Source organism: Micromonospora sp. L5 (assembly GCF_000177655.2).
GTDB lineage: Bacteria > Actinomycetota > Actinomycetes > Mycobacteriales > Micromonosporaceae > Micromonospora > Micromonospora aurantiaca.
In genome coordinates this window covers 1,771,273-1,783,697 of sequence record NC_014815.1, presented here as the reverse complement: position 1 = coordinate 1,783,697, position 12,425 = coordinate 1,771,273, and the positions used below count along the sequence as shown (strand labels likewise).

The 12,425-nt window shown below is 73.4% G+C and carries 12 protein-coding genes and 1 pseudogene; 2 read left to right on the top strand and 11 right to left on the bottom strand.

The genetic code is table 11. The features are described 5' to 3' along the window. The first annotated feature begins 21 nt into the window (after window positions 1–21). Window positions 22–324 carry a hypothetical protein gene (locus ML5_RS08735; protein WP_013474441.1) on the top strand — a complete coding sequence of 101 codons (303 nt, stop codon included), beginning with the start codon at window positions 22–24 and terminating at the stop codon, window positions 322–324. Between the two features lie 87 nt (window positions 325–411). After that, window positions 412–1,353: a hypothetical protein gene (locus tag ML5_RS08730; protein WP_013474440.1), complete on the top strand. Its 942-nt coding sequence runs from the start codon at window positions 412–414 to the stop codon at window positions 1,351–1,353. 6 nt (window positions 1,354–1,359) lie between these two features. Here ML5_RS08730 and ML5_RS08725 read toward each other — a convergent pair whose 3' ends face one another. From ML5_RS08725 to rimP, 11 genes and pseudogenes are all read right to left on the bottom strand, one after another. Further along, window positions 1,360–2,679, bottom strand: a complete 1,320-nt coding sequence (locus tag ML5_RS08725; protein WP_013474439.1) for an MATE family efflux transporter — start codon at window positions 2,677–2,679, stop codon at window positions 1,360–1,362. Window positions 2,680–3,275: 596 nt separating this feature from the next. Continuing rightward, the gene (locus ML5_RS08720) at window positions 3,276–3,485 is read right to left on the bottom strand and encodes a DUF6186 family protein (RefSeq protein WP_030269837.1); all 210 of its coding nucleotides are present in this window, start codon (window positions 3,483–3,485) and stop codon (window positions 3,276–3,278) included. Further along, complete coding sequence (locus ML5_RS08715) at window positions 3,485–3,892, bottom strand: hypothetical protein (RefSeq protein ID WP_013284671.1); 408 nt, start codon at window positions 3,890–3,892, stop codon at window positions 3,485–3,487. Before ML5_RS08715 ends, ML5_RS08720 begins: the two co-directional genes overlap by 1 nt. Before the next feature lie 145 nt (window positions 3,893–4,037). Beyond that, window positions 4,038–5,084 (bottom strand): bifunctional oligoribonuclease/PAP phosphatase NrnA, encoded by a 1,047-nt coding sequence (locus ML5_RS08710; protein ID WP_013284670.1) that lies wholly within the window; start codon window positions 5,082–5,084, stop codon window positions 4,038–4,040. Continuing rightward, on the bottom strand, window positions 5,081–5,572 hold the full coding sequence (gene rbfA, locus ML5_RS08705; RefSeq protein ID WP_013474438.1) for a 30S ribosome-binding factor RbfA: 492 nt from the start codon (window positions 5,570–5,572) through the stop codon (window positions 5,081–5,083). The genes ML5_RS08710 and rbfA overlap by 4 nt, the downstream gene beginning before the upstream one ends. Window positions 5,573–5,753: 181 nt before the next feature. Further along, on the bottom strand, window positions 5,754–6,047 hold the full coding sequence (locus ML5_RS08700; protein WP_013474437.1) for a DUF503 domain-containing protein: 294 nt from the start codon (window positions 6,045–6,047) through the stop codon (window positions 5,754–5,756). A gap of 41 nt (window positions 6,048–6,088) precedes the next feature. Continuing rightward, the gene (locus tag ML5_RS08695) at window positions 6,089–7,132 is read right to left on the bottom strand and encodes a TRM11 family methyltransferase (RefSeq protein WP_013474436.1); all 1,044 of its coding nucleotides are present in this window, start codon (window positions 7,130–7,132) and stop codon (window positions 6,089–6,091) included. A gap of 82 nt (window positions 7,133–7,214) precedes the next feature. Beyond that, the gene (infB, locus tag ML5_RS08690; RefSeq protein ID WP_030269840.1) at window positions 7,215–10,229 is read right to left on the bottom strand and encodes a translation initiation factor IF-2; all 3,015 of its coding nucleotides are present in this window, start codon (window positions 10,227–10,229) and stop codon (window positions 7,215–7,217) included. Window positions 10,230–10,322: 93 nt separating this feature from the next. Beyond that, window positions 10,323–10,659: pseudogene (locus ML5_RS31435) on the bottom strand (YlxR family protein). Between the two features lie 15 nt (window positions 10,660–10,674). After that, on the bottom strand, window positions 10,675–11,718 hold the full coding sequence (nusA, locus tag ML5_RS08685; RefSeq protein ID WP_013474434.1) for a transcription termination factor NusA: 1,044 nt from the start codon (window positions 11,716–11,718) through the stop codon (window positions 10,675–10,677). Next, the gene (rimP, locus tag ML5_RS08680; RefSeq protein WP_013474433.1) at window positions 11,715–12,365 is read right to left on the bottom strand and encodes a ribosome maturation factor RimP; all 651 of its coding nucleotides are present in this window, start codon (window positions 12,363–12,365) and stop codon (window positions 11,715–11,717) included. The genes nusA and rimP overlap by 4 nt, the downstream gene beginning before the upstream one ends. Between the last annotated feature and the right edge of the window lie 60 nt (window positions 12,366–12,425).

Here is a 12,425-nt window from a genome sequence, read left to right as displayed (position 1 = left end):
TCGTGGACGGAGACCTACCCGATGAGCGACGTACCGCCCCCGGCGCCACCCCACCGCGCGCGGGTCGACCTGCCCGACTGGATGCGCCATCCGGAGCCGCCGCGCCGTACCCCCGGGCGCCGCCTGTCCGACCTCGTCGACCGCGTACCTGCGCTGGCGGCGGCACGCCGCCGGATGTGGGCCCGGCAGGGCCGGACGCGGTTCGGCGACCGGCACCCGGCGCTGGCCGCGATCGGCTCGTTCGTGTTCGTCGCGGTGACGGCGACGCTGCTCGTCGTCGGCATGCTCCACCTCGCCTGGGCGATCCGTCAGCATCGCATCTGACCAGCGGGGGAAACGGGACAGCGGGGATCGGCGTCCGGGTGCAATGATCATGCGCCCCCTGCTCCCTGCACCCCTCTGGAACGCCGCATGAGCACCGAACCCGGCACCACCCCACCCGAGCCGGATCCCTACGCCGTCGCCTCCCGGGGCGAGGAGATCCAGCTGCCGAGCTGGATGACCGGCGCGGACGCGGACGTCCCGCTGACCCGCGCCGAGCGCTTCCGGATGGTCTGGTCCCGGCAGCGCGGCAAGCGTCACGTCGCGCTCGTGGCGGTGCTCGCGCTGGTGCTGATCGGCGGCACTGCCGTGCTCGGCCGGGTCACAGTCGACCGGGTACGGTCCGGCACCGCCGCCGCGGCCTCGGCCGAGGCCAGCCCGTCGCCGGTTCCACTCAGCCGGGTCGGCGAGCCGCGCGACCTGTTCGTGGGCACCGCCGGAGCGGACTTCGCGGTCGGCGAGGCCGGGATCGTCCTGCCGCGGGCCACGGCGCAGCCGCCGTTCACCGCCCGCGAGGTGGCCGCGGCGCTGACCCAGGTCCGGGCCGCGCTGGTCCAGGCCCGGCTCGGCCTTCCCATGCGCGTTGGTGACGCGGAGCCGTTCCTGGCGTTGCTGGCGCCGGAGTCCCGCGCCCAGTTGCGCCGGCACTTCGAGGACCAGTCGTTCGTGCACTACGCCACCCGGATCGGCTCCCAGGCCGAGGTGGACGAGATCCGGGTCCGGGGCGAGATGAGCTATGAGGTGTTCACCGCCGAGGACGGCGAGCCGAGCCTGCGGATCACCACCGAGTACGTCTGGATGTACGCGTTCGACATCCCGCGGACGACGCCGGGCCCGGCGGGGATCGCCAGCATCCGCGACCAGGTGGTCTGGGAGATCTTCCAGCCCGGGGATCTGCCGGCGACGCAACGCGGCCTCTGGCTGATCTCCGCGAATTCGAGCACGAACAACGTCGACTGCTCCCGCCTGAAGGAGGGCTTCTTCACGGTCGAGCCGTGGACGGGCGGTCCCGGCTCGTTCAAGCCCTGCTGACCGGCGTCAGCGCACCGCGCCGACCACCGCCCACGCACCCGAGCGCATCCGCAGCAGCAGGCCGGCCAGCCGCAGCACCACGAACAGCGTCAGTCCGGCCCAGATCCCGCCCAGCCCGAGGTCGAACCCGTAGGCCAGCCAGATCGCCGGCAGGAACCCGCCGAACGCACACACGATGGTGAGGTTGCGCAGGTAGCGCACGTCGCCCGCGCCGATCAGCACCCCGTCGAGCGCGAACACCACGCCGCCGATCGGCTGGAGCGCCACGAACCACGGCCAGGCCGTCATGGCCTGCTCACGTACCTGCGGATCGGAGCTGAACCACGACGGCACCACGCCGGCGCCGGCGGCGATGAGCACCGCGAAGGCCACGCCGCACAGCCCGCCGAGCAGCGCGATGCGGCGGGCCAGGAACCGCGCGGCCGCCGCGTCGCCGCCGCCGAGCGCGGCGCCGACCAGCGACTGCGCGGCGATGGCCAGCGCGTCGAGCACCAGCGCGGTGAAGAACCACAGCTGTACGGCGATCTGGTGCGCGCCGACCGCGGCGGCCCCGAAGCGGGCCGCGACCGCTGTGGCGGACAGGAAGCTGGCCTGGAACGCGACGCCCCGCACGAGCAGGTCCCGGCTGAGCACGAGCTGCTGACCGATCACCCGCGGCCGGGGGCGCAGCGAGACCCGCTCCCGCACCAGCGCCGCCGCGAACAGCACCCCGGACAGCGTCTGCGCGATCGCGTTCGCCACCGCCGAGCCGACCAGGCCGAGCCCGGCCGGGTAGACGAGCAGCGGGCAGAGCACCGCGGAGAGCAGGTTCGGGCCGAGCACGAACAGCAGCGGGCGGCGGGTGTCCTGGATGCCGCGCAGCCAGCCGTTGCCGGCGGCGGCGAGCAGCAGGCCGGGCGCGCCGAGCGCCGCGATCCGCAGCCACCCGGCGGCGGCGTCGGCCACCTCGCCGGGGCCGCCGACGAGGGTACGCGCCAGCGCGCCCCCACCGATGCCGATGGCGACCGCCACCAGCACTCCGGTGGCGAGCGCGAGCCAGGACGCCTGGACGCCCTCGGCCACCGCGGCGGCCCGGTCCCCCGCCCCGAAGCGGCGGGCCGAGCGGCCCGTTGTGCCGTACGCGACGACGGTGCCGACCCAGGCGGTGAGCGTCATGACCGTGCCGCCGACGGCGAGCGCGGCCAGCGGCACCCGGCCGAGGTGACCGACCACCGCGGTGTCGACCAGGACGTAGAGCGGCTCGGCGGCCAGCACCACGAGGGCGGGTAGCGCGAGCGCGGCGATCCGCCGCGGCGAGGCGGTGACGGGGGTGGCGGTGGTGCTCATCGCCGCCGATCCTGGCACGCTCCCAGTAAGGCACGCAAGGCAGGCGACTACTTACCCACAGCGGCCGGGAAGCGGACGGGTTCCCGAGCGGCGGTGACGTCGGCGTCGGGCCGGGGTGTGGTCCTCGGGCCCGGCCGGCGTCACCGCCGGACGGCGTATGTCACTGACGGGTGTCCATCGAGGTCTGCAGCGCGCGGCGCATCTGCTCGCGCGCCTCGTCGGTGGTGGTCTCGGTCTGCGGCTTGCGCTTGCTCGGCATCTGAAGGTCCTTCCAGGGTGCGGACCGCCGGGACGTGGCGGTCCTACGGGCGCCCGGCGCTCCGGATCGGCGCGACAGCGAATCGCGCCGCGACCGGAAGTCGTCGGCGGCTGAGCGCCCGGCAGCGGTCCGGGATCACCGGAGCGGCTCGCCTGGCAGCGGGAGCCCGGGTCGGTCTGACCCTGGAGGGAGGCGAAGCCGGGTGCGGCACCACCGCCCGTGACCAGCGCCGCGAAGCGCCGGTCCCGCACCCAAATTAACGTTCACTTTCCAGATGCTGCCCGCTGTTCCCGAAATGCGGAAAGATCAACGTCGTCGTCCGGTCCGGCGAGGGCGGTCAGCGGGCCAGGAAGTGCCAGCCCAGCCACCACCAGAAGCCGAACAGCCCGATCCGGCCGACCGGCACCGGGCCCACCTCGTACCGCATCACGAACGCGCAGACGTCGGCCAGCGACGGGATCCGCGACCCCTCGCGGCGCGCGGCCCACTCGACCACGGCGAACAGCACGATCGAGACCAGAAACCCGCCGATCGCCAGTGCCCGCATCATCGGCGCACCAGTCCCCAGAACGCGGACAGCCACGCGAACCAGGCCGCCGAGCGGGCCAGGTTGTCCTCCAGCAGCGGATCGGCCAGCCGGGAGAAGGTGGGGAAGTCGTCACCCACCGCCATCACGAACGTCGCCCCCTCGAAGACCCCGAAGACGGTCACCGGGACCAGCCACCAGAGCGCGACCGACGGCAACCGGCGCGGCGCCGGACGCCGGGGCACCCGGTTGCTCAGGCCGACCCAGATCAACCCCCCGCCGGTGGTGAGGATGTAGAGGTTCGCCGCGGTCGAGAAGGACGGCATCTGGCCGCCGACCAGAGAGAGGCAGATCAGCACCGGCACGGAGACGACCGGCCGGTCCCAGGCCCGGGGCGCCTCGACGGTGAGCTCACGGGGATGATCCATCACCCGATTGTCCCCAGCGTGACGCACCGCGGAAAGCCCGGCACGCGTCGTGATCCCCCGAAAACGCGCCGATCAGCTCACACTTCCGATCGCCGCCGCACCGGATCGACCGGACCAGAAGGACATATCGCTCCAGCCGGGCGCCTCACGCCACGGGGGTCACCGCGCCGGTGGCCAACTCGGCGCGGATCCGTCCGACCACCTCGTCGAGCGCTCCCCGGCCGGTGAAACCGGCGGCGAACCGGTGCCCGCCGCCGCCGAGCGCCACCGCCACCCGGCTCACGTCCACCGCGCCCTTGCTGCGCAGCGACACCGCCCACTCCGCCTCGCCCGACTGCTTCACCACGCAGCTCACGTCCGCCTCGGCGGTGCAGCGCACCGAGTCGATCAGCGCCTCCAGCACGTACGCGGGCTGGTCGTGGCGGACCAGGTCGTCGCGGGTGGCGTACGTCCAGACGAGGCCGTGCCCGGCGGCGGCCGCCGGTTCCAGCGCGGCCCGGCCCAGCACCTCGCCGAAGAGGCGGACGGCGCCGAACGGGCGGGTGTCGAAGATCCGCCGGGAGATGTCACCGGGCCTGATACCCGTGGCGATCAGGCGGGCGGCCGTCTCGTGCACGGCCGGTGTGGTCGCCTCGAAGCGGAACGAGCCGGTGTCGGTGGTCAGCGCGACGTACAGCCCGGTCGCGATATCCGCGTCCAGCGTCACGCCGAGCCGGTCCAGCAGCTCCAGCGCGACCACGGAGGTGGCGGCGGCGTGCGGGTCGACCAGGCTGATCCGGCCGAACCCGCTGTTCGAGGCGTGGTGGTCGAGCACGAGCGACGTGCCGGCCGTGTCCAGCCGGTCGGCCAGGTCGCCCAGCCGGGACTCGCTCGCCGCGTCGAAGCAGATCACCAGGTCCGGAGCCGGGTACGCGTCGTCCTGCGGCACCAGCAGGTCCACGCCGGGCATCCACCGGAACGGCTCCGGCACCTCCGGCGGGCCGGGGAAGGTGGCCTGGAGATCGCGTACGCCGAGCCGGCGCAGACCCAGCCCGAAGCCGAGCATGCTGCCCAGCGCGTCCCCGTCCGGGTTCACGTGGCAGATCAGCAGCACCCGCGCGTCGGCGGGGAGATCGCGTACCGCCGCGACGGCGGCCGCCCATGCGGTCTCGGTGGGCCCGGCCGGCGCGCCACCCGCGGCGGCCTCGGTCACCGGCGGTCGCCGGCGCGCGGCTCGTCGTCGCCCTCGTCCTCGGCCGGGGCGTCCTCGCCGTCCTCGTCCTCCTCCTCGACCCGGTACGGCTGGGCGTCACCCGCGTACGAGGCCTGGGCGGCGAGGCGCTGCACCTCGGCGTCGGCGGTACGTGCGGCGGCGAGCAGGTCGTCGATGTGCTTGACCTGGTCCTGCACGTCGTCGAGGACGAACGTGAGCGTCGGCGAATGCCGCAGCCCGAGCGCCTTGCCGACGGTGCTGCGCAGCATGCCCTTGGCGCTCTCCAGCGCGGCGGCGGTGCTCGCCTGGGCCGCCGCGTCGCCGAGCACCGTGTAGAAGACAGTGGCGTCGCGCAGGTCGGCGGTGATCCGGGCGTCGGTGATCGTGATCATGCCGAGCCGGGGGTCCTTGATCTGGCTGCGCACCACCGACGCGACAAGTTCCCGGATGCGCTCGGCGTGCCGGCGAACCTTTGCCTGATCCGTCATGTCCCCCACCTCCGGGATCACCTGTACCAATGACGGCGCCGGATCACCAGGCGATCCGGGCCGTCGGCCGGAGACGGCGGGCGCGTGGGCGCCGCCGGGTCCGACCGCCCAACGCTGAAGAACACTACCCGCGCCCGGCCGGGCGTCGCGCGGCACGGCCGGAGTGCCGCGCGACGCGCCGTCAGTCGTCCGCGCCGTGCAGACGACGGCGCACCGACAGCAGCTCGGTCTCCGGGCGGGCGGCGACCAGCCGCTCGCAGGAGTCGAGCACCTCACGGACGTGGGCCGGCTCGGCGGCCACCACCGCCACCCCGATCTCGGCCCGGCCGTGCAGGTCCAGCGCCCCCACCTCGGCGGCGGAGACCTCGAACTTGCGCAGCGCGGCGACGATCGGCCGGACGTAGGACCGCTTGGCCTTCAGGGACCGGGAGTCACGCGGGAGCAACAGGTCGAACAGTGCGGTTCCGGTATACACGGCGAGCAACGGTACGCCGGGCGGCGCACCCCGGCACGCGATTAAGGCGCGACAGCCACCAGCACGTCCCGCTCGATCGCCTGGTCGACCCGGTGGGCGAAGTCACCGAAGCCCGGGCCGTCGAGCACGCGCAGCCCGGCATCGGCCAGCACCGCCTCCGCCTGCGCCCGCGGGGCCACGTGCGTGTTCCAGGACAGGCCGAGCGCCCCGCCCGGGCGCAGCAGCTCCCGCCACACCGGCACGGCGGCGGTGAGCAGCTCCAGCGGACTGCGGGACAACCCGTGGTCGGTACGGCTGCCGTGCGCCACGCCGTACGGCGCGTCGGTGACGATCACGTCCGCACAGCGGGCGCGCAACGCCTCGCGGGCCCGGGTGGTGTCGGTGTGCAGCACAATGACGCGCTGGGTGGCCCCGGCCCGGTGCTCGTCCCGCGACGGCGCGAGCACCGCCTCGAACCGGCGGGCCACCAGCTTGCGGTCCCGGCGCACCGACGTCGAGTCGGTGGTGTGCTTGAGCCGCTTGCGGCGCAGCCAGGTACGCAGGAACGCGGCGTACGCGTCCACGTCCTTGCCGTCGCGCTCGATGCCGATGCCGTCGTAGCCGTACATCAGCGCCTGGTTGAGCGTCGTGCCCCGGCCGCAGAGCGGATCCAGCACCACCACCGGCCCGTCCAGCATCCGCGGCGCGGCGGCGGAGGCGAGCACTGTGACGTTGAGCAGCAGCCGGGTGAACTGCTCGTTGGTCTTTCCGGCGTACTTGGGGATGGTGATCAGGTCGGAGTCGTACCGGGCCAGCGGGCGCAGCGGCACCGGCCGCAGCAGGTCGTCGCCGACCCGCTCGAACAGCGCGTACGCCGCCGAAAGGTTCGCCAGGTGGGCCAGGTCCCGCTCGCCCAGCCCCGGTTCGGCGGTGGTGAACGTCAGGTACTCCACCCCGCCGATCCCGGTCACCTCCGCGGCGGCCGGCACGACGTCGAGCACGCCGGAACCGGCGAACACGGCCAGTTCGGCGCGGGCCAGCCGGGCCGCCGCGTCGGCGTAGACGCGGTTGGCGGAGGGGGCGAGGAGCAGCGCGTACCGGATCACGCCGCAGATTGTCGCAGCCTGAGCAGACGGCGACGGCCGGGGCCCGAAGGCCCCGGCCGCCGGCCGGTCTTACGCGTGGTTCTCAGGCGCGCGGCTTCTCGCGCATCTCGAACGTCTCGATGACGTCGCCGACCTGGACGTTGTTGTAGCCGCCCAGCGTCAGACCACACTCGAAGCCCTCGCGGACCTCGGTCGCGTCGTCCTTGAACCGCTTCAAGGAGCTGATCGTGAGGTTGTCCGCCACGACCGCCCCGTCCCGCAGCAGCCGCGCCTTGGCGTTGCGGCGGATGAGGCCGGACCGGACGATACAGCCGGAGATGTTGCCGATCTTGGACGAGCGGAAGACGTCGCGGATCTCCGCGGTGCCCAGCTCGACCTCCTCGTACTCCGGCTTGAGCAGACCCTTGAGCGCGGCGTCGATCTCCTCGATGGCCTGGTAGATGACGGTGTAGTACCGGATCTCCACGCCCTCGCGGTCGGCCATCTCGCGGACCTTGTTCGAGGCCCGCACGTTGAAGCCGATGATCGTGACCGCCTCGGACGAGGCGCTCGCGAGCATGACGTCGCTCTCGGTGATCGCGCCCACGCCCCGGTGGATGATCCGAAGCTGGACCTCCTCCGGGATGTCGAGGTTGAACAGCGCGTCCTCGAGCGCCTCCACGGAACCGGAGACGTCGCCCTTGAGCACCAGGTTGAGCGAGGTCTTCTCGCCCTCCTTGAGCTGCTCCATGAGCGTCTCGAGAGTGGCCCGGCCACGGGAGTTGGCGAACGACGCCGCCCGCCGCCGTGCCTGACGCTGCTCGGCGATCTGCCGCACGGTGCGGTCGTCCTCGGCGGCCAGGAAGGTGTCACCCGCACCCGGCACCGTGGTCAGACCCAGCACCATGACCGGACGGGCCGGACCAGCCGAATCGACCGGCTTGCCGTTCTCGTCGAGCATGGCCCGGACCCGGCCGTGCGCCCCACCGGCGACGATCGAGTCACCGGCACGCAGGGTGCCCTTCTGCACCAGCACGGTCGCCACCGCGCCACGGCCCTTGTCCAGGTGCGCCTCGATCGCGACACCCTGCGCCGGCCCGTCGATCGGAGCGGTCAGCTCCAGCGACGCGTCGGCGGTCAGCAGCACGGCCTCGAGCAGTTCCTCGATGCCGATACCGGGCTTGGCCGCCACGTTGACGAACATGGTGTCGCCGCCGTACTCCTCGGCGACCAGGCCGTACTCGGTCAGCTGCTGGCGGACCTTGTCCGGGTTCGCCTCGGGCTTGTCGACCTTGTTGACCGCGACCACGATCGGCACGTCCGCCGCCTTGGCGTGGTTGAGCGCCTCGATGGTCTGCGGCATGACGCCGTCGTCGGCCGCGACCACCAGGATCACGATGTCCGTGACCTGGGCACCACGGGCACGCATGGCGGTGAACGCCTCGTGACCCGGGGTGTCGATGAACGTCACCGCGCGGTCCTCGCCCTCGTGCGGGACGTGGACCTGGTAGGCGCCGATGTGCTGGGTGATGCCACCCGCCTCGCCGGCCACCACGTTCGCCTTGCGGATCGCGTCGAGCAGCTTGGTCTTACCGTGGTCGACGTGACCCATGACGGTCACCACCGGCGCACGGCTGACCAGGCGGTCCGCCGCGACCTCGGCGTCGAGGTCGATGTTGAACTGCGCGAGCAGCTCGCGGTCCTCGTCCTCCGGGCTGACGATCTGCACGTCGAAGCCGAGGTGCTCACCCAGCAGCTGCAGGGTCTCGTCGGAACACGACTGGGTCGCCGTCACCATCTCGCCCAGGTTGAACATCTCCTGGACCAGCGAACCCGGGTTGGCGTTGATCTTGTCGGCGAAGTCCGACAGCGAGGCGCCACGGGACAACCGGACGACCTGACCCTGACCGCGGGGCGCACCCGAGGACATGGTCGGGGCCGACAGGTTGTCGAACTCCTGTCTGCGCTGCTTCTTGGACTTGCGACCGCGGGTCGGCCGGCCGCCGGGACGCCCGAAGGCACCCGCCGCGCCACCGCCACGGCCACGGCCACCGCCGCCGGGACGGCCACCGCCGCCGACCGGGCCACCCGGACGGAAACCACCGCCGGGAGCACCGCCACCGCCGCCGGGACCGCCGCGGTAGCCACCGCCACCGCCGCCGCCACCGGGACCGCCGCGGTAGCCACCGCCACCGCCGCCGCCACCGGGTCCACCACGGTAGCCACCGCCACCGCCGCCGGGACCGCCCGGACGACCGGCGCCTCCACCGGGTCCGCCACGACCGCCACCGGGGCCGCCGGGGCGGCCGGTGGTCGGGCGCTGGCTCGGCATCGAGGCCGGGCTCGGCCGCGGCGGCATCGACGCCGGGCTGGGCCGCGGCGGCATGCCGGCCGGGCTGGGACGGGGACCGCCCGCACCGGCGGCCGGGGGCCGCTGCTGCTGGCCGCCCTGGATGCCGAACGGGTTGTTACCGGCGCCACGCGCCGGCGGACGACCGCCGGGCCGGGCACCGGGGCCCTGACCCTGACCCGGACCGCCGGGACGACCGGCGGCCGGGGAACCCGGACGCGGCGGCATGGCGTTCGGGCCGGGACGCGGACCCGGGCGAGCACCGCCCTCGGCCGGGGGCTCCCGGCGTACGGTCTCGCGCTGCTGCTGACGGGCGGCCTGAGCGGCCTTGACCGCGGCCTCCTGCTCAGCCTTGAGCGCGGCGGCACGCGCCTCGGCGGCCGCCACTTCGATGTCGTGCGCGCTCGCCGGCTTGGCGACCGGAGTCGCCGGCTGCGGCGGGCCGGGGACCGGGCCCTTGGGCTTCGGTCCAGGGGTCGGCGCGGCCGGACGCCGGGGCGGCATCGGCTTGGCCGAGACCCGGGGGGCACCCGGGGTCGGGGTGGGCGTCGGGGTCGGTGCCGGGCCACTGGGCGCGGCAGCCGGCGGGCCGGCAGGCGCCGACGAACCGGCTACGAACGCGCTACGCAGCCGCCGGGCGACAGGCGCCTCGACGGTGCTGGACGCGGACTTCACGAACTCGCCCATTTCCTTGAGCTTGGCGAGAACGGTCTTGCTTTCGACCCCGAGCTCCTTGGCAAGCTCGTGTACGCGGGCCTTTCCTGCCACTGCACTCCTCACTCCGAGGTCGTGCGGGCAGCACCCGCAGCGACCTCACTCCTGCACTTGAAGCCTGGTCATTTCAGGGACTTCATCGTGTGCTCATGTCGGTCGTCCTACCTTGCTAGCGACCCTCGACCGGTCGGGCTTGACCGGTCGTCGGGGGTTGCGCGTCGACGTGCTCCGCAAGCGCACCGTGGTCGGGGACCCCGGTGAGGCGCAGTGCCCGCCCGAAGGCGCGGCGTCGCACCGCCTGCGCGAAGCAGGCCGGATCAGGGTGCATGTTCGCTCCCCGACCCGGCAGTCTGCGGGCCGGATCGGGCCGGAGACTGGTGTGACCAGCCTCGTCACCGATCGCGACGACCCGCAACAACTCGCTGGCCGGCGCTCGTTTCCGGCAGCCCACACAGGTGCGCTCCGGAATCGCGCGTCGTGCCACTGAGTAAGTCTACCCCTAGCCGCCGGAGATCGCGCTGCCCGGCTCCGGGACGTGATCAGCTCCGCCCCGGCTCTGCGGGGCTGCGGTCTCCGCGTCGGACCGGATGTCGATGCGCCAACCGGTCAGACGGGCCGCGAGGCGGGCGTTCTGCCCTTCCCGGCCGATCGCGAGCGAGAGCTGGAAGTCCGGCACGGTCACCCGGGCGGTACGGGAGGCCAGGTCGACCACCTCGACCCGCAGCGCCTTGGCCGGCGACAACGCGTTGCCGACGAAGGTGGCCGGGTCGTCCGACCAGTCGATGATGTCGATCTTCTCGCCGTGCAGCTCGCTCATCACGGCCCGGACCCGCTGGCCCATCGGGCCGATGCAGGCGCCCTTGGCGTTGACGCCGGACGTGGTCGAGCGCACAGCGATCTTCGTACGGTGACCTGCCTCACGCGCGATCGCGCCGATCTCCACGGTGCCGTCGGCGATCTCCGGCACCTCCAGCGCGAACAGCTTCTTCACCAGCGCGGGATGCGACCGGGACAGCGTGATCTGCGGGCCGCGCATTCCCTTGGCGACGTGCACGACCACGCAGCGGATCCGCTCGCCGTGCTCGTACCGCTCGCCGGGGACCTGCTCGGACTGCGGCAGGACGCCCTCCAGCTTGCCCAGGTCGACGCTGACGATGCCCTTCTCCCGGCGGGTCTCGTGCGCCTGCACCACGCCGGTGACCAGGTCACCGTCGCGGCCGACGTACTCGCCGAAGTGCACCTCGTCGGTGGCCTCCCGCAGCCGCTGGAGGATCACCTGCTTGGCGGTCATGGCGGCGATCCGCCCGAAGTCGTGCGGAGTGTCGTCCCACTCCCGGGTCACAGTGCCGTCGGCGTCCAGTTCCTGCGCGTAGACCGAGGCGGCCCCGCTCTTACGGTCGATCTCCACCCGGGCGTGCGGCTCGGCGCCGTCGGTGTGCCGGTAGGCGGTCAGCAGCGCGGTCTCGATCGCCGCGAGGATCGTGTCGAACGGGATCTCCCGCTCGCGCTCCAGGGCGCGCAGCGCCGCGAGGTCGATGTTCACCTCTCCTCGTCCTCCAGATCTTCGTCGTCGTCGGTGTCGTCACCGAAGTCCTCGTCGGCCAGGTCGTCCAGGCGGTTGAACTCCACCTGGACCCGGCCGGGCCCGAGTTCGGCGTACGGGTGTTCGGCGGGGCCGGCGTCGGTCTCCAGCACCACGCGTTCGTCGTCGGCGGCCGTGATCCGGCCGGTGAGCTGGCGGTCCCCCGCGTCGCCGCGGACGGTGACCTTGACCAGCCGCCCGGCGTTGCGCCGCCAGTGCCGGGGCAGGGTGAGCGGGCGGTCCACGCCGGGCGAGCTGACCTCCAGCTGGTACTCGCCGGCCACGATGTCGCCGCCGGCCTCCTCGGCCGCGTCCAGCGCCGCCGAGACCGCGCGGGAGACGTCCGCCACGCCGTCCAGGTTGATCCCGCCGTCGGCGTCCACGATCACCCGGACCACGTGCCGCCGGCCGGCGCGGGAGACGGAGAGGTCCTCCAGGTCGTAACCGGCCGCCGTGACGACCGGTTCGATCACCTCGCGCAGCCGGTTGCGGCGGGCGGCGAGATCGCCGCGGGGTGCGCCGCTCCGGTCCGTGCCGCGGGGGCCGTCGGAGCGGCGGGGCCGCCCGGAGGGCCCCGTCGACCGGGTGGCACGGCCACGCTGCGTCATTGCGCGCACCTCTCCTGCTGTTGCCACGACCCGCGGGCCGTGTTGTCCCTGGCCGGTGCG